At 38.6% G+C, this 23,107-nt stretch carries 18 protein-coding genes; 1 reads left to right on the top strand and 17 read right to left on the bottom strand.

The features are described from left to right. Positions 1 to 91: 91 nt before the first annotated feature. The 4 genes from ACSBFT_RS21055 to ACSBFT_RS21040 form a co-directional block, all read right to left on the bottom strand. Entirely contained in the window at positions 92 to 1,105 is a 1,014-nt protein-coding gene (locus tag ACSBFT_RS21055) for a FecR family protein (protein WP_489602320.1), read from the bottom strand. 10 nt (positions 1,106 to 1,115) lie between these two features. After that, entirely contained in the window at positions 1,116 to 1,673 is a 558-nt protein-coding gene (locus ACSBFT_RS21050; RefSeq protein WP_489602319.1) for an RNA polymerase sigma factor, read from the bottom strand. A 564-nt stretch (positions 1,674 to 2,237) separates the two neighbouring features. Next, a complete protein-coding gene (locus ACSBFT_RS21045) occupies positions 2,238 to 3,092 on the bottom strand; it encodes a 3-keto-disaccharide hydrolase (RefSeq protein WP_489602318.1) in 855 nt (284 codons plus the stop codon). A 116-nt stretch (positions 3,093 to 3,208) separates the two neighbouring features. After that, positions 3,209 to 6,001, bottom strand: coding sequence for a Kelch repeat-containing protein (locus ACSBFT_RS21040; protein ID WP_489602317.1), 2,793 nt, complete (start codon positions 5,999 to 6,001; stop codon positions 3,209 to 3,211). A gap of 189 nt (positions 6,002 to 6,190) precedes the next feature. On the opposite strand from ACSBFT_RS21040, the gene ACSBFT_RS21035 reads away from it, so the two are divergent. Beyond that, the gene (locus tag ACSBFT_RS21035; RefSeq protein WP_463044447.1) at positions 6,191 to 6,835 is read left to right on the top strand and encodes a GntR family transcriptional regulator; all 645 of its coding nucleotides are present in this window, start codon (positions 6,191 to 6,193) and stop codon (positions 6,833 to 6,835) included. Position 6,836: 1 nt separating this feature from the next. On the opposite strand, the gene ACSBFT_RS21030 is transcribed toward ACSBFT_RS21035, so the two are convergent. From ACSBFT_RS21030 to ACSBFT_RS20970, 13 genes are all read right to left on the bottom strand, one after another. Continuing rightward, the gene (locus ACSBFT_RS21030; RefSeq protein WP_489602316.1) at positions 6,837 to 7,841 is read right to left on the bottom strand and encodes a 2-dehydro-3-deoxygalactonokinase; all 1,005 of its coding nucleotides are present in this window, start codon (positions 7,839 to 7,841) and stop codon (positions 6,837 to 6,839) included. A 235-nt stretch (positions 7,842 to 8,076) separates the two neighbouring features. Continuing rightward, positions 8,077 to 8,955, bottom strand: coding sequence for a hypothetical protein (locus ACSBFT_RS21025; protein ID WP_489602315.1), 879 nt, complete (start codon positions 8,953 to 8,955; stop codon positions 8,077 to 8,079). Positions 8,956 to 8,994: 39 nt separating this feature from the next. Further along, entirely contained in the window at positions 8,995 to 10,212 is a 1,218-nt protein-coding gene (gene dgoD / locus ACSBFT_RS21020) for a galactonate dehydratase (protein ID WP_489602314.1), read from the bottom strand. 71 nt (positions 10,213 to 10,283) lie between these two features. Further along, positions 10,284 to 11,576 carry an MFS transporter gene (locus tag ACSBFT_RS21015; RefSeq protein ID WP_463044443.1) on the bottom strand — a complete coding sequence of 431 codons (1,293 nt, stop codon included), beginning with the start codon at positions 11,574 to 11,576 and terminating at the stop codon, positions 10,284 to 10,286. Between the two features lie 7 nt (positions 11,577 to 11,583). Continuing rightward, positions 11,584 to 12,222 (bottom strand): bifunctional 4-hydroxy-2-oxoglutarate aldolase/2-dehydro-3-deoxy-phosphogluconate aldolase, encoded by a 639-nt coding sequence (locus ACSBFT_RS21010; protein ID WP_463044442.1) that lies wholly within the window; start codon positions 12,220 to 12,222, stop codon positions 11,584 to 11,586. Continuing rightward, positions 12,215 to 13,216: a 2-dehydro-3-deoxygalactonokinase gene (locus ACSBFT_RS21005; protein ID WP_489602313.1), complete on the bottom strand. Its 1,002-nt coding sequence runs from the start codon at positions 13,214 to 13,216 to the stop codon at positions 12,215 to 12,217. Before ACSBFT_RS21005 ends, ACSBFT_RS21010 begins: the two co-directional genes overlap by 8 nt. A gap of 50 nt (positions 13,217 to 13,266) precedes the next feature. Beyond that, on the bottom strand, positions 13,267 to 15,441 hold the full coding sequence (locus ACSBFT_RS21000) for an outer membrane protein assembly factor BamB family protein (RefSeq protein ID WP_489602312.1): 2,175 nt from the start codon (positions 15,439 to 15,441) through the stop codon (positions 13,267 to 13,269). After that, entirely contained in the window at positions 15,438 to 16,391 is a 954-nt protein-coding gene (locus tag ACSBFT_RS20995) for a hypothetical protein (protein WP_489602311.1), read from the bottom strand. The genes ACSBFT_RS21000 and ACSBFT_RS20995 overlap by 4 nt, the downstream gene beginning before the upstream one ends. A gap of 53 nt (positions 16,392 to 16,444) precedes the next feature. Next, the gene (locus ACSBFT_RS20990; RefSeq protein WP_489602310.1) at positions 16,445 to 17,692 is read right to left on the bottom strand and encodes a mandelate racemase/muconate lactonizing enzyme family protein; all 1,248 of its coding nucleotides are present in this window, start codon (positions 17,690 to 17,692) and stop codon (positions 16,445 to 16,447) included. Positions 17,693 to 17,737: 45 nt separating this feature from the next. Next, on the bottom strand, positions 17,738 to 18,985 hold the full coding sequence (locus ACSBFT_RS20985; RefSeq protein ID WP_489602309.1) for a mandelate racemase/muconate lactonizing enzyme family protein: 1,248 nt from the start codon (positions 18,983 to 18,985) through the stop codon (positions 17,738 to 17,740). 24 nt (positions 18,986 to 19,009) lie between these two features. After that, on the bottom strand, positions 19,010 to 20,026 hold the full coding sequence (locus ACSBFT_RS20980) for a LacI family DNA-binding transcriptional regulator (protein WP_489602308.1): 1,017 nt from the start codon (positions 20,024 to 20,026) through the stop codon (positions 19,010 to 19,012). A 111-nt stretch (positions 20,027 to 20,137) separates the two neighbouring features. Then, positions 20,138 to 21,490 carry an enolase C-terminal domain-like protein gene (locus ACSBFT_RS20975; protein ID WP_489602307.1) on the bottom strand — a complete coding sequence of 451 codons (1,353 nt, stop codon included), beginning with the start codon at positions 21,488 to 21,490 and terminating at the stop codon, positions 20,138 to 20,140. A 68-nt stretch (positions 21,491 to 21,558) separates the two neighbouring features. Then, positions 21,559 to 23,100: a SusD/RagB family nutrient-binding outer membrane lipoprotein gene (locus ACSBFT_RS20970; protein ID WP_489602306.1), complete on the bottom strand. Its 1,542-nt coding sequence runs from the start codon at positions 23,098 to 23,100 to the stop codon at positions 21,559 to 21,561. Positions 23,101 to 23,107: the final 7 nt, after the last annotated feature.

Raw genomic sequence — 23,107 nt, 5'->3', positions numbered from 1 at the left:
CTTTTCAAAAGGGTAAAAATTAGTTGGAGATGTTACAGCATCTCTAACTTTTTTAAGTATTTTCAAATCATATTTTATATCTGTTTTAGGGTTAATTACACTCTTTTCCTTTTATAATTATCTTGGCACCTTTGGTTTCAAAATCAGAGCCAATTACACTACAGATTAGGTTTAGCTTTTGGTACAGTGTTAAACTTATCAAGTCTCCAGTGAACAATTGATTTTCGCAAGCTTCATTTAACAAAATGACTTCTACGCCATAGACCTCTCTGATGTCTTTTATTATCTGTGATATTTTCTGTCCCTCGTATTTAAATATACCTGCTCTATTCCTAGAATTCCCTTTAATTTCCGCGGGATTGTCCACAATAGTTTCGCGAATCAACTTGGTTTTCTTGTCAAAAACAGCCTTTAAATTTGGCGTAAGTATCAATTCCTCCTTTTTGGTTTTGACTAAGTTTTTTTCAAGATGAACAGAAACCTTTCCTGTAAACACCTCCACTTCCACCTCTCTATTATCTTTCTTAGCATTAATTTCAAAACTGGTGCCTAATACACTCGTTACCAATCCCCCAGATTTAATAATAAAAGGTTTATGCTCATTTCTGGCAATATCAAAAAAGGCTTTCCCTTCAAATTTGATTTCACGTAAATTCTCATTGAATTCCTCATGTATAAACAGCTCAGACTCTCCTTTTAAAGTGACCACACTTCCGTCTGGTAATTGAATTTTCTTTTCTGAATTTATAATTTCATTCTTAACAAAAAGACGATAATCACTAGCGACAGAATCATTTCCAACGAAAAATGGCAAGAAAGACAAAGCGACAAGAAATAAAGCCGCTGCTGCCCATAAGACTGGCTTTGATTTGAGTGTTTTTTTGACAGGAAACAACCAAAATAGAAATGGATTAATTGCCCTTCTCAGTGCCCGAATTCCCCGTTCCTCAGCCTCATTTTTATCCTTTTCATCTTGGAATATCCCCAAAGACCCATCGCCTGAAAGATTATGCTTTGCCAATTGTTTCAGAAAACTCTCTTCTTCTGAAGTACAAAGCCCTTTTTCATACCTATTTATTAAATTATCTATTTCTTTTTCTTTCATTTTTCCTTTCTTAATTCTCTGAAAAAGAGCCTTTAAAATTCTCTCTTATAATTTTCATCGATTTTGTAATGTGATATTCAATAGCCTTTTCTGAGAGGTCTAACTTATGAGCAATTTTCTTAACAGGCATTTCTTCCAACTTGCTCATTTTAAAAATCAAAGCTGTTTTTTCAGGCATCCTAGACAACACCGTTTCCAATTTAAGTTTTAATAGAGACTCGTCCATTTTTTCTTCAATATGGGTTATCTCACCCATCTGATGCATAATTTGAAATTCTCTATACTTACGAAGGTTAATTTCTCTTCTAATAAATTTATTAATCTGGTTTCTAGCAGCAATAAAAAGGTAAACGCCTAAGCTCTCAATGTTTGCCGAATTTCTGTTTTTCCAAAGAGCGAGCATTATTTCATGAAGCACCTCTTCAGTTTCTTCGTTTGAACCCAAATTCCGATAAATAAATCCATATAAATTCTCCCAGTATTTGTTGTAAATAGATTCAAAAGCCTTTTTACTCCCACTTTTTAAGAGAGCAACGAGTTCTATATCTTCCAATTCATTCTGAGTCATGGTTTGTAAGGGTTGAGATTCTTTTGCCTAATAGTACCACTAAGTCTAGAAACCCCTAAATAAAATCCATTTTTTTTGTCAAATTTCACAATTAAGTAATTGTAACAGAAATCTCTCTATAAAAGATTGCTGTAAATAAGCTGCCTGTGAGACCTAAGTCGGTCGTTTTTTCTGTCAAAAAAGGCTTAAAACAGCTCCATCATTCCTAATAAGCAAAGACAGCATAAGCTGAGAAGACAATGATTCATCAAGTCTAGATAACAATTCCATCTTTTTGAGCTGAGAGAAAAAAACTTGGAAGCATATACGCTAGCAGAGATACATTCTTTGGTTCTGCCTATATTAAGCCTACATAGAGTTATCAGTATTTAACTTTTTAAAACCGAGTATAGATGAACAACAAGATTCTTTTTATTTCATTATCCAAGATTGGCATTCTCCACCTAAAACCATAGCAGCTCTAGTAATACCTATCATGAAATGGTAAGAACTGTTTAGGCCAACGTGATTTATTGGCAACAGGGAGGGAGATCTAAAAAGTATTACCCTATGAAAACTCCGACCTTAAAACTTACAAGATGCCGCATCGTCTTTAACGTAATACGACTTGTAGTTCTTTGCTTTAGGGTTCATACACCCTTTTAAGTTTAGTAGCTCTACTTTTCTAAATTCAATTGGGTGACTTTCACTTTGTAAAGAAATAGAACCATGACTTAGACGGCTTCCGTCTGGTTTAAACTCTGGGTCAAAACCACTTACCACACCTCCGCCAAAAGCTGGTTTTGTATATTCCATGGCCACCTCACCATTTACCCAATGACGAATCAATGAATCTCCATATACCTCAACCTCCACTTTTACCCATTCGTTTAATGGGGCAGCCTGTATACTTGAGCTTATGCAGTGCCGCTCGTCAAATTTACCTTCATACCACACCGTTGTGCCTGGCGTACATAAATTACAATTTGTTCTCGGCTTTTTATCATCATAACCTCCTAAAAGCTGTACCTCTATAGATATCGGAAAATCTTGTTCCAGACCCATGCTTTCTGCTGGCTGACCGTGAACCATAATACCACTGTTTCTAAAAGCCCAACCCTCTCCTTCAGGAGCTTGATCGCCAATAAACCTATACTCCGTAGCTATTTTGTAATAACTAAAATCACCATTATAAAATAGGTGACCATACTGTTTGTTAAAATCGTCGTATGCATCATAATTAACCACAATGTTCCCATTCTTAACCTGGAATGTCTCGTTATAATTATCATTTAACTCGTACCCTCGGATTTTAATATCCCAGCCGACTAGGTTCTTACCATTAAATAATTGCAGCCAATTTTCTTTAGAAGAATTTGCTTTTTGAGCTACACAACTTATTTGAACAAGGCAAAAAAGGAAGACTACTAGTTTTTTCATTTCAAGGAAATATTAATGGATTCAACAAGAAACTGCATTCTGACGATTTAAACAAGTGGATTTTCCCAAGTGTGTTATAAAGCATCAGAATGCAGCATTATCCGTAGATGAAAATATTACTTATTCGCCTTTTTTATTAATACAACCCAATCTTGATCAGCATTATTAGGTGAGGTACCTAAACTTTGAAGTGAGCCACCTTTCACAGCCATTAAACTTCCTTCTAACAATCCTCCACCTTTTATTGGGTTATACCACTTTATACTAAAATCACCTTCTGCTTCCGTTAAGTCAATTTTGGCATCGCCCTTTTTAGGTAGATAAACAGCATAAACCTCATTTTTCTTGCGAAAACAATAACCATCTTCCTGATTTATCAAATGATGGTTTGGAGTCATATCCCAGTACGGAATATAGTTTTCGAAAAAGACTCTGGCGTGATTAGAAAGCTCCCATAGTTGGTCTCTTTTTCTCCAGTCTTCGGAGGTAAGGTCGTTTTGCGGATGCTTCGCTCCAAAATACCACTCCACTCCTGCCGCACCAGACATCAAAGAACCCCAAAGCACAAAATGACGAAGCGAATCATGACCTGGATTTTCTTCATCCATAACAGCTCCTGTGTGCCATTTCCCAATCTCATCCATGGTAATTAACCACTCATGATTCTTTTCCTTAGCTTTTGCTCGCCAATGTTCTATTACTTCACTTGTTTCTGTGCGTTCTGCCTGCTGAAGAGATAGTCCATCCAAATATTTATATCCCACTATATCTTCTAAAATATCAGATCTTAAAGGGTCTTCGGAGTGAGTATGCAATAAAACTGGATGATTATAAGGATCATTTTCTTTCAGATATTTCGCCATAGCTTTTCTCTGAGCATCATTTTGCCCCACAGGCGACCAACTGGCGGGACCATTTTCTTCTCCTAAATTCCAAACTAATCCTAAGTTATGACCAAATCTTGCTATGAGTTCATTGAAGTAAAGCTTCCTCATAGGGCCTGTGTCACCGCCATCAAGCATGGTTTCGTTTTCTGTCTCCTGAATAACCAAATGCAGAAGAAGTCCCTTGGACTGCATATGATCGAATAGAATTTGCCATTGATCCAGCTTGCTCACATCAAATCTCGTAAAATCACTTTCATTAATATAAGGCCACACATCTTTCCCATCTCCCAGAATATTCATGGTTAAGAAATATACCGTGTTCATCCCTTTGGAAGACAGGTAATTCATGGAACCAATGATAGACTTCCCCTTTCCATTTTGCCAAGTAGGATCTCCTAATTTCCAGTCTTTTTCATGATTTGCATATTTATGCAGCTCATCAGAAGCTGTAGCCTCTCCTTCGCTGGCTTCAGAAGAAATCCTAAATGTCCCGTCAAAATCGCCATATGCTAAAAGGTTCTCAGGGCTATTGGTCCCCATTTTTATCCAGTGCTTATCCGTATCCTGAAATTTGAAATAACCTTCACTAGCCACTAAACGGCCTTTGCCACGAAAGTCTGCCTCATCTTTATCAGAAGGAACTACTATAAAATGGCCTTTAGCATTGGTGATAGAAATAGCCTTTTCTGCACTAGCCTCATTATTTAGAGCAATGTTTTCTCCTTTTTGCAAGGTTGCCGCGTAGCTCCAATCACCCACTTTATCTGGTGAAAACCTAACATTCCAAATGGCTCCTGCAGCTGCACTGGTCTCTCCCGCATTTCCATCGGCAGCGTAAAAACCTCTAATGGTTTGATTACTTTCTTTATGCTTAAACTCCACTAAAAGCCTATAATTTAAAAATGGATTATCAGTAGCATTCTCAGAAGTTTCTGGTCCTTTGAAAGAAAGCGTAACTGTGTTAAACTTGGTATAAACCGGGGTCTTTATAACTCCTTTAGTTGACGCAAAAGAAGATTCCTTAGGCAAACGTAAACGCTCTACCGATTTAAGTTCTGGCTCTCCACCAGGTTTCCCACAACCTGAGGCGATATAGACATAATCTCCAACCACGGCAAAGCCAGTACCATGTCTTCCTGTATTAAAAGAAGGCCATTTCTCCCAAGTTTCTGTCGCGGTGTTAAAGGCTTCCGCTTCATTCTGAGCAAGGGCCATTCCTGCCTGTTCTCCTCCTCCTATTATCACCAAATTGTTATGGGCAAAAGCAAAACTTCCTGCCCTCTGGGTAGGTATGGCTAAATTATTAGTTACCGGCTGCCATTTCTGAGTTTTGAAATTATAAATATTTCCATGCTGAATAGTTCTAGACATGTCTTCTCCTGTTCTCCTAGAGCTATTTCGTCCACCAAATGCATATAACTTGTCGTTAACAGCTACTGCCTGAAAATGGTCTCTAGCACTAGGGGCATCTTCTAAAACTTCCCATTCTCCTGTTTTAGGATCGTAAACATCTAACCAAGACTTTGAGCCATCCATATGGCCATTTGTAATTCCTCCTACAATATAAATTTTATCGTTATAAACCACGGCTCCGGCACCTCCTCTCCTCCTATCTTTTGGAATAGAATGTCCAAATTCGTATCGGTCTTCATTTGGGTGATAAATAATCACTTTATCCACTGGCTGTTCGGTTGGCCACTTTCCGGTCATGGCACCTACTATATAAATGGCATCACCATAACTTACTGGCTGAAAATGATGTAATTCTATTGGTGTTTCAGACTTCGAAGCCCATGAGTTTGTTGATGGGTCAAATTGAGAAGTTTCATTTATTCTTCTGCCACCCAATAAATATATTTTTGAATCATGAGCCACTAAGCCTGCTTCATGACGAGCCACCGGTTCTCCCTCCACAGCTAATGTACTCCATTGCCAGTTTTCCGTTTTAGGTTTAATACAACCCACAAGAAAAAAAATACCTAAAATGTAAATAATACGACTGAATGGTTGAAATTCCCTCATTAAAAATTGTTCGTTATTTGTTGTTCGCTCCAGATTAGAATTTATAAAAATAAGAGACTTAAATAATGCATAAGTCGCTCATAGAATGATATTTAATAAAATTATAGATTCATAAATAGAACTAGAATTTTATCAATCCTAACAAATCTAGTGATTTTCTAATACTTTTGTATACAAAATACAGTATACATGATAAAGCATTCCGACTTAAGCAAGCTAGCCTACCATGAGCTAAAAACCAGAATCCTAAAAGGTCAACTGGAAAAGGGTCAAAAATTGGTTCAGGAAAAAATTGCAGTAGAATTGGGCATTAGTCGGATGCCCTTGCATAAAGCTTTTCAAATGCTAGAAAGTGAGTTCTTGATTGAATCTGTTCCTAGAAAAGGTTACATCGTGAAAGAACATCATATAAAAGACAAGATAGATGCTTTTGAATGCCGAGAAGTATTAGAAGGATTAGCGGCTAGGAAGCTAGCGAAAAACGTAAACCACGAAAAAATAGCAGAAAAGCTAGCCTCATACTTCAAACCTTACCTTAATGAAACCGATATTGATGACGAAAAATACCGCAAGGCTGACCAAGACTTTCATAATGCCATTTGCGAATTAAGCAATAATGCCGTCTTACAAAAAATGGACGCCTTAGCCAATTACTTACAAATGACTTTCACTTATGGTTTAGTAAGAACACCGCAAGAAACTTTACCTGAGCATATCAGTATTATAGAGGCCATCAGAGCTGGGAATGCGGAAAAAGCGGAGCTATTAATGCGTGAGCATGCCACTATAACGATAGATAAACTCGAAAAAGAACTAAGGGAACAAAACCATTAGCTTAAGCTTCTGCTGCTATTAAGGCATGTTCCTTAAAAACCATTGATTGACCTGTCAAGGTGGCTTTTAATAAAATATCATTCGCAACTAGCTCTGTCCTATGCTCTAATTTTAAAACCTTTATGGCTTTTTGATAAAGTATATTTAATCCTTCGGCTCCGCATAAAACAATGGGTCTCTCGTCTGACGGTTTTGCTATATTAGACAACTCTTCGCCTAGAAGAAGCCCACTTAAATAAAAAGCATTCGATTTTTTATCGAAAGTTTCGAAGAGTACATTGGTCCTGACTCTAAAGAGGTTTGTTAGCAAGTTGGTCTCCTTAGCATCTAACACACCTTTTTCAAATGCTGTAGCAGCCTCAGCATTCACTTCTAACACTTTTTCAGTGTGTACCGAATTACTTAAAATACTATGTTCCGACAAAATCTGAAAGAGCTCACCTGTTAAATAGGTTTGAAAATGGGTTAAGGCTCCATTCTCTATAAAACAATGTTTGGAATGCGTTCCTGGTAGTATGACAATAGAATCATCATTTTCCCCAAAATTCATTAATTCTGCTAATCCCAACAACTGAATTTCCTCGCCACGCATAACATCGTGCGTGTCTCTTAAACCAGAAACCAATATCACTGGATTAGACCATTTTGAGTTGGGAACAATGGATTTAGAAAAAAGACTTTTCGGTTTTCCTAAATGAAAAGGTAAACTACCATACTCTAATTCTTCCATTCCAATAGAAGAAGAAGCCATTCCTGATAAAACCAAAGTGAGATCGGAAATATCAAAGCTTACTTTCTGTTGAAGCAAGGCCATTTTCAGACCTAAAAAATTACTGAAAAAATCAAATCTACTTTCGCTATCTGTCAATTGACTATTGACAAAAGCAATCCCTTCTTTGCTTTCTACCTCTGCTAAAACAGAATTATACTCCGAATCAATAAGCCTTAATCTGAAAGAACTGGTACCCCAATCGCAGCCTATATAATTTCCTCTACCCTCCATCATCTTTAAAAAATCCTATGAAACAGTATCGTGATATTAACCTTTAGGTTCACTAAACCCAATGTCACGTACTGATTTTTTTATAAACTTAGTATATATGCAAATTACATCATTTCGATTTTGATGCCTGAATAAATCTTTGAAGTGGTAAAGTACTGGTCAAAAAATCATAAAAAAAGTAGGCTTTGTTGTATTTCTATCAACAAAGCCTACTAGAACCAGGTATTTATGAATATTCCTATTCCGTAATTTCCATTTCTATTTCACCTAAGCTGCTGAACTGAAGGTTCACTTTAGCAGAACCTGTTACTGTTGGGTTCACATACATGGATCCGGTAATAACCACATCTCCTTTTTTAATCATCAATCCATATTTAGGAAGCAGATTAGCCAAGGCATTGAGGGCATTTAAATGGCCGCCATATATTCTGCTAGAAACGCCAGAGGCTGCCACTTTTCCATCAACAAAGCATTCCACTGACTCGTCTGATACATTAAAATCTGCAAAGTCAATTTTCTTATTTCCTAGCATAAAACCACACTGTCCGGTATCAAAAGCCAGCACATGATTAGTCTTTACCGTCTCAGGGTTATTGTTGATTCCGATGGCGTTTGACTGAGCAAACTCTACCGCTGCTACTGCATAGTCAATACCATTTTTCAATTCTTCAATAGACTTTACGCCGTTAGGAAAATCTTGTTTGAAAACAAAACCAACTTCTCCTTCTATCATCACTTCGCTAGCGGGAAACTTTTTAATGGATATTTTATCTCCAGAAAAATTCTGATTGGCTTTAAGCATATAACCCATTATAGGGTCAAAGCTAGCACTATCACCAACGGTTCCTCCCATTTTCCATCCAGCCAACTGTCCGCCGCCAGATAGTTCTTTCTTTAGTGATGCTAGCTGAAGCTCCACAGCCTTTTCTCTTTCAAGGTCAGGAAATTTACGCGACAAAAAATCTGTCTTGATTTTATTGTTCCTAAAGTAGAGCAGTGAATCTACTATGGCATCTACCTCTTCTGCTTCCGTCATACTTTTATCTGTATTACTGTTTCCCTCGCCGCAGGCCATTATGACTCCGACAAGAGCGAAAATCCATACATTTTTTAACATTCTCTATTTATTATTTCAATTTGTTAAGATACTCATTTCTCACCAATCTACTACAGAGCCATCAAATGAATCATAAGTTTCTGGATTTTTCCAATCATGATCTAATTTATCAGAAATTTTATCTTCATCTAATTCTACGCCTAAGCCAGGGCCAGTTGGAATCATCACATGACCATCTTTTTCTAACTTAAATGGTGTTTTCAAATATCCCTCTCCTAAAGAAACTTGCTCTTGCACCAAGAAATTAGGAATACTAGCTGCTAACTGAAGACCTGTAGCTAAAGAGATAGGCCCCATAGGATTATGAGGAGCTATTTGGGCATAATAGGCTTCTGCCATACCTGCAATAATCTTAACCTCCGAAATTCCACCTGCATGGCACATATCTGGCTGAAGAATACTGGCAGCACCTTTTTCCAAAATCTCTCTAAAGCCCCATTTGGTAAATATTCTCTCACCTGTAGCTATCGGCAAATACGTACTCCTAGCAATGTCTGCCAATACATCTATGTTTTGTGGTTGACATGGCTCTTCAATGAACATAGGCTGATACTGCTCTAATTCCTTGATTAGTATTTTGGACGTTTGCGGAGGAATGCTACCATGAAAGTCAATCCCTATATCCATTCCATCACCTCCAGCCTCTCTTAAGGCAGCAAAGTTTTCGATGGCGTGTTTGATAAATGCAGGGTTCTCAACGGCTCTGGCAGGGCGATCTTTCGCTACGCCAGTTTTGATAATCGTATATCCTTCTGCCTTTCTTTGCTTCATTTGCTCCGGAGTACTTGCTCTTCCGTAAATACGTACTCTATCTCTCGTAGGTCCACCTAATAATTCATATACAGGAACATTCAAAAGTTTACCTTTTATATCCCATAAGGCATGGTCAATCCCACTCAAAGCACTGGTAAGAATAGGTCCGCCTTTATAAAAACTATGTCTATAAATAGCTTGCCAATGGTGTGTTACAGCTCTTGGGTCTTTTCCTATAAGGTAAGGCTCTATCTCTTTAATGGCTGCCTGAATAGTTTGGGCTCTGCCCTCTAATAAAGGCTCTCCTAAACCTACTACACCAGCATCTGTATGAATCTTTAAAAAGACCCATCTTGGCTTTATCAAAAAAGTCTCCAGCTTGGTTATTTTAACCATAGTTCTGTCTTCTTTGTAAACCTTAGGTTCTGGTCTGGCAAAGCTTGTTCCTGGAATAGCCATTGCTCCGGCCAATCCTAATGAAGACAAAACCTTTCTTCTTGACATTCCGTTTTTCTTTTCGTTCAAATCGTCGTTCGTCATTTTTGTAGGGTGTATTTATATATTAAAATTTAATTTCAACTCAATTCTTCCAAAGACACTTTGCGGCCCCTTTTGGTCAATAAATGGATGATTAACCATGCCACTAAGTAGGTAAATCCGCAGATAGTGAATAAAATATTATAGCCCGCTTCTATGTTGCCCAAAGCTTTATACTTATCTAAAAGTCCACCGATAAGCATGGGAAAAAGAATACCTCCGAATGCTCCAGCCATTCCACCAATACCCACAACGGAGCTTACGGCTTGCTTGGGAAACATGTCAGAAGGCAGTGTGAAAACATTGGTAGCCCATGCCTGATGAAGAGCTACTGCAAAACTGATTAAACCTACAGCCACCCATACATTTCCAGCAAACTGGATAAAGATGACGGAAAGCTCCAAAACGGCAAAGACAAACAATACTGTCTTACGAGCCTTTATGGTTTCCATCCCTCTTTTTATCAAATAAGAGGACAAGTAACCTCCACCAATACTTCCTACTGTGGTGGCCGTATAAATTATCATTAACTCAACACTAAACTTCTTAAGATCTAAATCAAAAGTGGATGCAAAATAAGAAGGCAACCAAAACAGAAAGAACCAGTATATGGGGTCAATTAATCCTTTACCCGTTATGTATGCCCATGTTTGCGGATAAGAAAACAGTTTAGACCATTTTACGGGGTTTTTACCTTCTTCAGTCTCCGTTTCTTCTTGCCCAGACACAATGTACTCATACTCTTCTGCGGTTAGTTTCTCTTGCTTTGACGGAACCTGATATAACCAGAGCCAAAAAATTAACCAGACAAAACCCAAGGCACCTGTAAACCAGAAAACCTCATGCCAGCCATAATTTGCTAGAATAGGTGGTACTAAAACCAAGGCTATCACTACTCCTACACTAGTACCAGCGTTAAATATCCCTGTAGCCAATGCTCTTTCTTTCTTAGGAAACCACTCTGCCACCGTTTTAGCTGCCGCAGGATAATTTCCTGCTTCTCCTAGACCCAGTCCCACACGTGCTACACCAAAACCAAATGCACTTCGAGCTACAGCATGTAACATCCCTGCTATACTCCAAAATACTACGGTAAAGGAATATCCCTTTCTAGTACCTACTTTGTCAATTAGCCACCCGAAAAACAACAAACCTATAGCATAGGCTGCCGTAAACGCCATCACTATCCGAGCAAAGTCTGTTTCTGTCCACTCAAACTCTAGCTCTAAAACGGGTTTTAATAAACCTATAATTTGTCGATCCAAATAGTTAATAGTGGTTGCAAAAAACAGCAATGCTACTATTATCCATCTATAATTTTTAATTTTCATTAGGGTATTAATTTTGAGTTTTCAGAATGTATTGTTCAATATGTTCTTGTAATCCTTTCCAGTTTTTATCGTCAATTAATTTTTTATTAAAAAGCTGACTTCCTATGCCATATCCTGCTGCACCTGCCGCCTTAAAATCTTGGATATTATCTAAACTCACTCCACCTGTAGGCAAAAGTTTGATTTGGTCTAAAGGGCCTTTCAAGTCTTTAATAAATGACGGCCCTAGAGCAGTGGCCGGAAAAACCTTGACGACTTTTGCTCCCCAAGTCCATGCGGTGTAAATTTCTGTGGGGGTGTAAGCTCCAGGAAAAATAGGCACGCCTAGTGACACACATTTTTCAATAACAGCCTTCGAGATTATTGGTGTCACAACAAACTGTGAACCTGCCTTCAGAGCTCTTTCTAGGTCTGACTCCGAACAGACCGTTCCGGCCCCAACATTCATTAGACCATCACTGTTTTCAAAAGCATAAGAAATCATTTCTTCTACCCTTGGTGTGTTCATAGTTATTTCTAGATTAGTAAGACCTACTTGCTTACAAACCTCAAAAACCTCTTTAAAGTCATCGAAAGCTATGTTTCTAAGAATGCCTACGATAGGTACTTTCTCAAATAATTCCCAAGAAAACGTTTTATTAGTCATGTAGAATTTTGTTATGAATTTTAAATACTTCGGACTGACCTGCAATCGTTGATTTTATAAGAATGTCATCCGCTACAAACTGCGTTCTTTTTTCTATTCCTAAGACTTCCACTGCTTTCTTATACAGCACATTCATGTTTTCTCCACCACAAAGAATAATAGGTCTGGTATCGGACGACCCACTGATATTACCAAGCTCCTCACCAATAAGCAAACCACTCAAATACAAGGCATTTTCCGACTTATCCATTTCTTTAAAAAGGAAGTTGGTTCTGACCTTAAATAAATTGACCAGCATATTGCTTTCTTTAGCATCCAATACCCCTTTTGAGAAAGCCTCCATTGCCTTTGGCGTCCACGCTTTAAGGGTCTCTTTCATAACTGAATTACTTAAAATGCTGTATTCCGAAAGTATTTCATATAGCTCCCCAGTGAGGTAAGTTTGAAAATGGTTTAATATACCGTTTTTGACAAAGCAGTGTTTAGAATGTGTTCCAGGAAGTATAATGATGGTTTCTTCCTCTTTATTGAATTCCATTAAATGAGCCAAACCCAAAAGCTGAACCTCCTCTCCACGCATGACATCATATTTATCTCGCAAGCCAGAAATTAAAATAAGCGGGTTTACAAAGGATGTATTTCCCTCAAATATTTCAACATCTAAACCAGAAGCGTCTTGTATAGCAAATGGCAAAGAGCCATAAGGAAGCTCTTTCATTCCTATAGATGATGACGCCATTCCTGACACCACAATACTCAGACTATCAATATCGAAAGCGACCTTACTTTTCAATAAAGCCAGATTCTCGGATACCACTTCGCAGAATAAGCCGAAACGAACAGACTCCTTCTCTATCATTCTATTGGTTTTAGCTATCCCATCTGCACTTGTTATCTCAGTCAAAACAGAGTTTGTAGAGCTGTCAATAAGCCTTAATCGGAAAAAACTCGTTCCCCAATCACAACCAATAATTAAATTTTTTATATGTTCCATTTTTATAATGTGCTCCTTTAGTGTTTTCCCAACCTTATTTTCAAGTCGTCTTACTCTATTGAAAAGGCCATAAATTTTGACCCTCCTTTTAATCCATATCTAGCTCCACCGGCGGCTATAACAACATATTGTTTACCATTAACCATATATGTAGCGGGAGTAGAATAGCCGCCAGCCGGTAGCTGATATTCCCAAACAGTCTTTCCTGTTTTAGTATCTATTGCTCTTAATTTCTCATCAAAAGTAGCTCCTATAAATAAGAGACCTCCTGCTGTCACTACAGGTCCCCCATGATTTTCAGTACCTGTTACAGGCAAACCTTTTTTCATCAATTCAGGAAACTCACCTAAAGGAACCTGCCATAAAAACTCACCTGAATTCATATCAATGGCATTCAAGTTACCCCAAAGTGGCTTGATTGCGGGATACCCATCCAAGTCTAGAAACTGATTATTACCATTATTCAAATAGGGCGGATTATATGGAAATACTTTACCCTCCTCTGTTTTTATACGCTCTACTTTATGTACATCAAAACTTGAGCTTTCTTTTGCCAATAGAAAATTCACGATGGCCTGTCTATCCTCCAGTTTTAAGTGCTGAAAAGATGGCATCCTACTCCTTCCAGATTCCAGTATGTTTAAAATTTCAGACTCCTTTAAACGTGCACCAATGTTATCCAGATTTGGAAATGCCTGACTAACAGATCCACTTTTATCCATTCCATGGCAGGCACTACAGTTTTGATTGAAAAGGTGCTCTCCTCTAGATCGCTTATTGGTATCTGATCCTTCAGACATTTTCCGCATTTGAATCCACCACAGCATGTTATTGCCATTGACATACATGACGCCTTTTGGGTCTGCCGCTGCACCACCCCATTCTGCTCCACCGCCTATATGATAGATTAAAGAACCTTTTTCACTTGGTGGTAAATACTTGTGGCCTGAAATACTATTTCTAAATCTATCGAGTACAAAAGCATGAGACTCCGGTGTCCTATCTGTGATATCTTCTTCTTTCAGAACCTGATTAACGAAAGGTTTTGGCTTGGTGGGAATAGGTTGTGTAGGCCAAGGTTTTTCTCCTGGCAATGCCGGGGACACAGGAACGTCTATTTCTTCAACATCAAAAAGTGGTTTACCTGTATCTCTATCAAAAATGAAAACAAACCCGTCTTTGGTAGCCTGAGCCACGGCTTCTATCTTCTTTCCTTGATGCTTAACGGTCATAAGCGTAGGTGGACATGGGATGTCTTTGTCCCATAAATCATGATGCACGGTTTGAAAATGCCATACGCGTTTTCCTGTTTTGGCATCAAGAGCAATCACACAGTTGGCAAAAAGATTTTGACCTGGTCTTTCTGCTCCATAAAAATCTACCGAAGGCGAACCCGTGCCCAAAAACACCATTCCTCTCTTTTCGTCTACCACCATTCCAGCCCAGCTGTTTGCCCCGCCAATTTTTTTGTACGATTCTTTGGCCCATGTTTCATAACCATATTCGCCTGGCAGTGGTATGGTATTGAAAACCCATGTCAATTTTCCTGTCTTGACATCAAAGGCTCTAATATTTCCTGGCAATGCACTGCCTCCTTCTGAAACCGTAGAACCTATGATGAAAGTATTCTTATAAATTACACCGGGAGAAGTAGAACGAATGCTATATTCATTCACATCAAAACCCCTTACAGACTCGTCTCCCAAACCTTGATGCAAATCCACCAGACCTTTTTCACCAAAACTTTCTACCAGCTCTCCTGTAGTAGCATTTACAGCCAACAAAAAAGGACCTACCGTGTAAAGTATTCGTTTGTCTTCCTTTTCTTCCCAATAAACCACTCCTCGAATGGCATGAAAACTCTTTTTGAATTCTGGTAAAGTATAAGGGTCAAATTTCCATAGCTCCTGACCCGTGGCAGCGTTAATTGCAAAAAGCTTTTGTTTTGAGGTAGTTCCGTACAGCACTCCTTTTACCACAATAGGTTGACATTGATTGGCCAAAGGCTTTTCTGAATCCACCTCTTCTCCCGTATCATACTCCCAAGCCACCTTTAATGACTTTACGCTTTCGGTGTTAATTTGAGTCAACTCAGAATACCGTGTTCCTCCACTATCTCCTCCGTAATATCTCCAGTCTACATTTTTAGATTCACCTGAAGAGCCACATGAAGCCAATAGAAACAATAAGCTCTGGCAATAAATGATTATTATAGTCTTCTTCATGGCTTATCAATTAAAAATTCATAATTAATAGTCCACGTGAAAGTCTCCCCTGGCAATACTTCTACTTTAGTATAAGGTTCTGGACAAGAGGTGGTTGCACATGCCCAAAACACCATATTATTTATAGGTCGGTCGCTCGTAATGCGTACGCCAGCTTTCGTTTTTAGATTTTCAATTTTTATATCGAAGTCCTTTGCTGTGTTTCCAAAACCTGTCATTTCATTGGAAAACACATTTTCTTTTGAAGAAATAGCACGATTAAAAACAATAGCATTATTCTCAATTTTGGCCGTAGTGCCAAAACCTCTCACCACCCCTTCTGGCTTAACATCAAAAACAAAAGAGGTCTTTATATTTTCGTTGGTAGGTTCATTGTCAATGATGAAAAAGTTATGATTGTAAACACTCGTTTCAATCTTTCTATCTCCTGTATTTTTCAAACTATGGCTTATAATCAAATTTGAACCTTTCAATTCCATTTTTTTAGCATACTTATAAGCATAACCATTCGCCATTTTAAGGTTTTGAGTAAACGTTATTTCACTCTCCTTTACTTTGGTTTTTCTTTTTCCTTGATTTTGGATTTGATACGTTTTAAACCTCAAATAAGCTGGCTCTTCTGGCTTGATTAACTCACCTATTCCAATTTTCAAAAACGTTTCGCCCTCTTGAGCTTCATCATACCCAATTACTGTAAACTCTTCAACAGGCCCCATAATGGCATCATGCAGTCCATCTTCAAATTTGGGATTCCAAACGCCAAAGAAACTATGACCACCATATTCTAATTCGGAAACCACTCCCGACCAATCAAACCTTGTCCCTTGATAATATCCTTTTCCTTCTTTAGGTAGGAGGATTTTAGCAGTGATAAGACCATTGGAGATTTCTGCATTTGGATACTTTTGACCAAAGCAATTCACGGCAACAAACATTATTGCGAAAAACATTCTCATTCTAAATTCCAAATAGGGTTTATCTATTAAATTAAAACTGTTTTAACTTACCAACCATGAATAGCTCCATCTGGGCTTTTCAAGTATGGGTGAGGAAATTTTGTTCTCTCAGAAATCTCCATCACAAAATCTGCCTTCTTAGGGTTAAACTTAACTCCTAAACCTGGTGCTGGATTTAGATAAAGCTTCCCTTTATTAAACAGGATATAGTCATCATTAAAGTAAGCTGGTCTATGTGGTTCTCCACCTCCCAGCTCCATCATACATCTAGAAGGGCTGCTGGAACCCAGCACATGAACTAAAGAAGCTGTAGATAGTGGTCCAGTACCATGGGGAATCAAACCAGTGTAATGCGTCTCAGACAATGCTGCTATTTTCTTTAATTCGGTAAGTCCACCTGTATTAGGTAGCGTTACTCTAGCATAATCTAGCAGTCTACCTTCTATTAATTCATTAATATCCCATTTGTCACCAAACTGTTCTCCTACGGCAATAGGAACATTAGTCATAGCTCTGACCTGATGGTATATATCTATGTTTTCGCTGCGGATGATATCCTCTACAAAGTAAGGCTGAAGTTTTTCTAAGGCCGTACAAACTTTCAATCCATCTATCAGATCATATTTAGTATGTAAGTCAATGGCCCAGTTTCCCTGTCCGCCTACTGCACTATCTAACCTTTTGCAGAGTTCGATGGTTTTTTGAGTATTTTGATAAAAATCATAAGGCACATTGAAATCACCTCCGCCTGTAGGACCTGTTCTAAAACAACGCAACCCTGCCTTAAGACAATCTTCTGCTCTCCCTTCTAAAGTAGTGGCATTGGACGCTTTGAAACCTGTAGCATAGCATTCAATATAGTCTCTGGTAGCTCCACCCATTAAATCATAAACAGGCACATCCAGTGCTTTTCCTTTAATATCCCAAAGTGCCATTTCTAGAGCACCCAGAGCATGAAGCTTTTCTCTTCCTGGGGGATAAAACATGGTGCGATACATATACTGCCAGAGATGTTCTATTCTGAATGGGTCTTCCCCAATGAGCATTTGAGCACACTGCTCAATCATGTCCTTACTACCTCCTTCTCCTATCCCTATAATACCTTCGTCTGTTTCTATTTCAACGATACCGCGAGCCTGATTAAACAAGGGTTTAGTATAATCAGGGGCTGCATAATACCTAATTTTCTTTATTTTAAGTGAGGAAGTGGCGGTATTAGCTAGACTAGATTTAAGCCCAAGCATTAGGGCACCACTTCCTAATGCCATGTTTCTTAAAAATTTTCTTCTTTCCATTTCAATAGGGTTGAATTGCCTCTTTCTAAAACGAATTACTTCTAATTACCAGCCATGAATAGCTCCATCTGGGCTTTTCAGATATGGGTGAGGGAATTTTGTTCTCTCAGAAATCTCCATCACAAAATCTGCCTTCTTAGGATTAAATTTAACTCCTAAACCGGGTGCCGGATTCAGATAAAGTTTACCGTCTTTGAAAAGGATGTAATCCTCATTAAAATAAGCTGGTCTTTCTGGGGCACCGCCACCCAACTCCATCATACATCTGGATGGACTACTAGAACCTAATACATGTACCAAAGAAGCGGTAGATAATGGCCCTGTAAAGTGGGGAATCATACCTGTATAATGTGTTTCGGAAAGTGCTGCTATCTTCTTTAGTTCTGTTAAACCTCCTGTATTTGGAAGTGTAACTCGAGCATAGTCCAACAACCTCCCTTCTATCAGTTCGTTAACATCCCATTTGTCGCCATACTGTTCGCCTACGGCAATTGGCACTTTAGTCATGGCCCTCACTTGCTTATAAACAGCTTGGTTTTCACTCCTAACAATATCTTCTACGAAATATGGCTGCAAATCTTCCAAGGCTGTGCAAACCTTTATGCCATCTATTAAGTCAAATCTAGTATGAAGGTCAATAGCCCAGTTTCCTTGACCGCCAACCGCATTATCAATGCTCTTACAGAAGTCAATGGTTTTTTGAACGTTCTGGTAAAAATCATAAGGCACATTAAAGTCACTTCCGCCAGTTGGCCCTATTCTGAAACAACGTAATCCAGCCTTCAAACAGTCTTCAGCTTGACCCTCTGGGGTAGTAGCTTTAGAAGCTCTAAATCCTGTGGCGTAACATTCTATATAATCTCTGGTGGCTCCACCCATGAGTTCATAAACTGGTACATTTAATGCCTTGCCTTTGATGTCCCAAAGTGCCATTTCTATGGCACCCAAAGCATGCAATTTCTCTCTTCCTGGTGGATAAAACATGGTTCTATACATGAACTGCCAAAGATGCTCAATTCTAAAAGGATCTTCACCTATGATCATTTGAGCACATTGCTCTATCATATCTTTACTTCCACCCTCTCCTATTCCTACTATCCCTCCATCGGTTTCTATCTCTACTATTCCTCTTGCTTGATTAAATAAAGGTTTGTTATAGCCGGGTGCCGAGTAGTATCTGATTTTAGTAATTTTAAGGGACGACGTGGCCGCAAAACCGCTGGTAAATTTCAAACCACCTAGCAGTACACCTGTTCCCAAAATTGTGTTTTTCAAAAATGATCTTCTTTCCATTTCTTTTAGGGTTGACTTTGTATCTTATATCTGTTTAACTTTCTTATTAGAAGACTCTTGCTGTATTAATTTAGCTTTCATTAAAACCTGAGTCAGTGGCATTTCTTTATCATTAATTTTCCCCATTAATACATCTACTGCCTTAACTCCCAAGTCTTCTAAAGGCTGTAATAAATAGGTTATGGGGCAGTAATACAGCTCAAAAATCTCTGCCTGTCCAAAACTCACAATCGCGAAATCATCTGGGACTTTTAATTTCAATTCATTGATGTATCTCAATCCGTTAATGGCTAAGCCATAGGTGGCAAACATCAAAGCTTCTGGTCTGTTTTCCATCTTTAAAAAACCGTCGATGGCACGTTTAACCTCATCTTCCAAGGTTTCAAACTCCACCTCAACCAACCATTCATCTTTCCTTTCAATATTATTCTCCATCAAGGCAGACTGATAACCTTTTATCCTTTCATGCATATGATGCATATCTAGTTTATAAGCTATCAAACCTATCTTGTCATAACCCATTTTTATCAAATGCTCACACCCATCGTAAGAAGCCGTATAGTTATCTGTAGCAACAAAATCTGTATTAAGCTCAGGAAAATGTCTGTCTAAGAGAACAAATGGAATCTTCTTTTCCCGCAAATGCCTTATTTGATCTTCTGAGTGTTCTGAAGCTACTATGATGAAGCCATCCACCTGCCTGTTCATTAATACTTTTATTAAATCCCAAGCCTTTTCTGCATTTTCATCACAGCTTCCTATGATTACCGTATAACCTTTTCGTCTTGCTTCATCTTCCACCACTCTAGCAATATTGGCAAAAAATGGATTGGAAATATCTGCTATCACCAAGCCTATTGTATATGTTTTTCCGCTCCTAAGACTTTTTGCAACTTGATTAGGTTGATAGTTAAGTTTCTTAGCTATCTCCCTAATCTTTATTGCAATCTCCTTTCCAACCCTTTTCTCTTTCTCATTTCCATTTATCACATAAGAAACTAAGGCTGTTGAAACCCCTGCTTCTTTTGCGATATCTTTCATTGAAACCTTTTTTCCACTCATGGAGTAAACTTAAAAATTGATCTTAAGTAAAAAAACTATAAATCACGAAAAGTTAATTTAATCGATTAAATACCCCACATTTAAGTCCAATTATGGCCTTAAGATAGTTCCGTCATCTTTACGAACCTGCCAGTTTGACTTCGTCCCAATAGGATATTTGGCGGCTTCTTTCTCATTGAGATCTACCCCTAGCCCTGGCACATCATTTACAGACATGTAGCCATTTTTCATGGTAGGACAACCAGTGAAAACATCTTGCATTTTGTCGCTAAACGATACCGCCTCCTGTATTCCAAAATTCCAAACGGCCATATCAATGTGTGCATGAGCAGAATGGCCAACCGGGGAAACATCCCCCGGTCCATGCCACGCTGTTCTTACATTAAACCATTCACCTAACCTTGCCACTTTCATGGCGGGTGTAATCCCACCAATCTGTGATACGTGAATCCTGATAAAATCAAACCATTGATTTACCATCGGTTCCACAAATTCATTGATATTATTAAAAAGCTCACCCATCGCTAGCGGTACAGACGTGCTTGCTCTAAGCTGCTTAAACCATTTCATGTTTTCTGGAGAAAAAGGATCTTCAATAAAGAAAGGTCTAAACTCCTCCAGCTTCTTTATCATGTTTATGGCATCCATAGGCTGCACACGCTCATGTATGTCATGCAGCAATTCTACTTCTTCGCCGCAGCCTTTCCTAACAGCCTCAAACATCTTAGGCACAGATTTTAAGTAATACTGGGTATTCATGTAATTATCTCCCTCACCACCAAAACCTGCCGCCTTAAAATCCGGTGTTTGCTGTATAGCACCTACTGCCCCATAACCACCTTGCTGAATTCTTATATGCTTAAAACCTTGTTCTTGATATTTTTTAACGCTTTCCACCATCTCCTCTGGAGTTCTTCCATTAGCATGGGTATAACAAGGAATCGCAAACCTAGATTTACCACCCAATAATTGATAAACTGGCATACCAGCCCTTTTACCCTTAATATCCCAAAGAGCTTGATCTAAACCACTCAAGGCATTATTTAAAACAGGGCCGTTTCTCCAGTAAGAACTAACATAGGCAGACTGCCACATGTCTTCTATATTATCTACGTCTTTGCCTCTACAGAAATCATCTAGATAGCTATCAATAGCTGCCACAACAGCCACTGCTCGCTGGGTAAACGTGGCACATCCTAAACCATAAAGACCAGGTTCAGATGTTTCCACTTTAACTACTATCAGGTTGGACCCTTGGGGTGCCGTGGCTATTGCCCTCACTTTGGTAATAGTCACTTTGCCCATTCCCTTTGCGTAGCTTGGTGTGGTTTCTCTAGCTTCGGCTCTTGAGGCTCCACCAAAGAGCCCCAAGATTCCTGCCGAACTCAACCCTAGTTTCTTTATCGTATCTCTTCTACTTTCATTTACATTCAAATCCTTCATTCGTCTTTTAGTTAATAGGTTACAAATCTTTATTGTTTAAGCACTTGGTCTTTCAATTTGATTAAAATCTATTTTTTATCCCACCAAATGCGAGTTTCAAGATTATTAGGTCCTTGGCGTGCTATGGCTTCATTCATGTTTGCAGAGTTTACCACAATTTCACCATCAGGATAAGGAAGTCTTCTGATAAAACCTTCAGTTTTTAACTCAGAACCCGGATAAGGATTACTTTTCAATGTTGGAAACCCACTTCTTTTGAAATTGGCTACACTCTCATTTCCATCTAGAAATGTGGCAACCCAATACTGATTATTTATTTGCTCATATCCTTTAGCAGGGTCAAAAGCTTGCGAATCGATATATGCTTTTATAGCTGCCTCAGGTATGGCGGCTTTAGTATCATATAAGGCCATCTGCTCCAGGTTAGCTCTAATTCCATTGTTATAATAGGTGCCTGCATCTCCAGAAACCCAGCCTCTCAATGCCGCTTCTGCCAACAGTAGTTGCGTTTGAGAATAGGTAACATGAAACTCTGGTGCATCCAGTTTGAGTACTGTTGTTAGGTTTGGCTGACTATAATCCCATAAACTTGCCACTCCTTTGGCAGCAAATGTGGACGAAATAGAAACATCATTATAGCCCATTGGCATGCCAATTTGAACTTCTGGGGAATAATTAGCCTTAGAAGCGTTTTGCTCTTGACCACCCTTGGCTCCTACATGCCTCACTGCAAAAATACCTAATCTTGGATCATTGTTCTTCTTTAAATAATCTACAAAAGGTTCGGCTAGGTAATAATTTGTTTTTTCACGTGCAGCCAAATGATTTGCAATATAATTGTTCCAATTAGAGGTATGTCTGATAATTGAGTTGTCAGCGTTAGACTCAATCAATCCACCCGCTACGGCTTTTTTTACATAAGCTTGAGCTGTGGCTGGATCTACTTTACTCAAACGCATAGCAGCTCGAAGCATTAATGAGTAACCCAACTTTTTCCATCTAGGTACATTCCCGCCATACAAAATATCGGTAATAACCGCTGGTTCACTAACTTTAAGGCCTGCCGTTGCTTCCTCTAATTCTTTGAGGATGTCCTTGTAAATCACTTGCTGAGCATCATATTTAGGAGCGACCACTTGGTCAATATATCCTTTCCCAGCTTCAAAATATGGAATATCTCCATAGTTATCGGTCAAAATCATAAAAGAGTATGCTTTCCAAATCCTTGCTGATTGGTAGGTATTTACTTCTAATGGTTTGTCCTTGGTTTGCTCTACAGCGGCCACCACTTGTTTCAAAACATTTTGATAGAAGTTATTCCATATGGCAGTAGCATTTCCATTATTTAGCTGATTATAGTTGGCACCAGATAATGAGCTACCGTAAGGCGTAATAATTTGCTGTACTATACCAAAATTATAGCTTAACATACCCAATGTACTACCGCCATCGAGGTAAGTAGTTGAAATTATAGCTTTATTTAATATAGCTGAAGAGGTAAGCGACGTTGGGTTTATTCTATTTGTATTTACCTCGTCGAAACCTTTGTCGCAGGATACTGCAGACATGGCTAGCAAGGTGCCTAAAATGTATTTAATGTATATTTTCATTGTAATA

Source organism: Arcticibacterium sp. SM2516 (assembly GCF_057914865.1).
The sequence above is the reverse complement of the archived record's forward strand: the minus strand, read 5'-3'. Positions and strand labels throughout refer to the sequence as shown.

Bases quoted from the DNA above. Each gene is read 5' to 3' on its own strand.
- ACSBFT_RS20980 (WP_489602308.1), bottom strand. From the start codon at position 20,026: ATGAAAGATATCGCAAAAGAAGCAGGGGTTTCAACAGCCTTAGTTTCT.
- ACSBFT_RS20995 (WP_489602311.1), bottom strand. From the start codon at position 16,391: ATGTTTTTCGCAATAATGTTTGTTGCCGTGAATTGCTTTGGTCAAAAG.
- ACSBFT_RS21025 (WP_489602315.1), bottom strand. From the start codon at position 8,955: ATGTTAAAAAATGTATGGATTTTCGCTCTTGTCGGAGTCATAATGGCC.
- ACSBFT_RS20990 (WP_489602310.1), bottom strand. From the start codon at position 17,692: ATGGAAAGAAGAAAATTTTTAAGAAACATGGCATTAGGAAGTGGTGCC.
- ACSBFT_RS20985 (WP_489602309.1), bottom strand. From the start codon at position 18,985: ATGGAAAGAAGATCATTTTTGAAAAACACAATTTTGGGAACAGGTGTA.
- ACSBFT_RS21005 (WP_489602313.1), bottom strand. From the start codon at position 13,216: ATGGAACATATAAAAAATTTAATTATTGGTTGTGATTGGGGAACGAGT.
- dgoD (WP_489602314.1), bottom strand. From the start codon at position 10,212: ATGTCAAGAAGAAAGGTTTTGTCTTCATTAGGATTGGCCGGAGCAATG.
- ACSBFT_RS21015 (WP_463044443.1), bottom strand. From the start codon at position 11,576: ATGAAAATTAAAAATTATAGATGGATAATAGTAGCATTGCTGTTTTTT.
- ACSBFT_RS20970 (WP_489602306.1), bottom strand. From the start codon at position 23,100: ATGAAAATATACATTAAATACATTTTAGGCACCTTGCTAGCCATGTCT.
- ACSBFT_RS20975 (WP_489602307.1), bottom strand. From the start codon at position 21,490: ATGAAGGATTTGAATGTAAATGAAAGTAGAAGAGATACGATAAAGAAA.
- ACSBFT_RS21035 (WP_463044447.1), top strand. From the start codon at position 6,191: ATGATAAAGCATTCCGACTTAAGCAAGCTAGCCTACCATGAGCTAAAA.
- ACSBFT_RS21045 (WP_489602318.1), bottom strand. From the start codon at position 3,092: ATGAAAAAACTAGTAGTCTTCCTTTTTTGCCTTGTTCAAATAAGTTGT.
- ACSBFT_RS21040 (WP_489602317.1), bottom strand. From the start codon at position 6,001: ATGAGGGAATTTCAACCATTCAGTCGTATTATTTACATTTTAGGTATT.
- ACSBFT_RS21010 (WP_463044442.1), bottom strand. From the start codon at position 12,222: ATGACTAATAAAACGTTTTCTTGGGAATTATTTGAGAAAGTACCTATC.
- ACSBFT_RS21050 (WP_489602319.1), bottom strand. From the start codon at position 1,673: ATGACTCAGAATGAATTGGAAGATATAGAACTCGTTGCTCTCTTAAAA.
- ACSBFT_RS21000 (WP_489602312.1), bottom strand. From the start codon at position 15,441: ATGAAGAAGACTATAATAATCATTTATTGCCAGAGCTTATTGTTTCTA.
- ACSBFT_RS21030 (WP_489602316.1), bottom strand. From the start codon at position 7,841: ATGATGGAGGGTAGAGGAAATTATATAGGCTGCGATTGGGGTACCAGT.
- ACSBFT_RS21055 (WP_489602320.1), bottom strand. From the start codon at position 1,105: ATGAAAGAAAAAGAAATAGATAATTTAATAAATAGGTATGAAAAAGGG.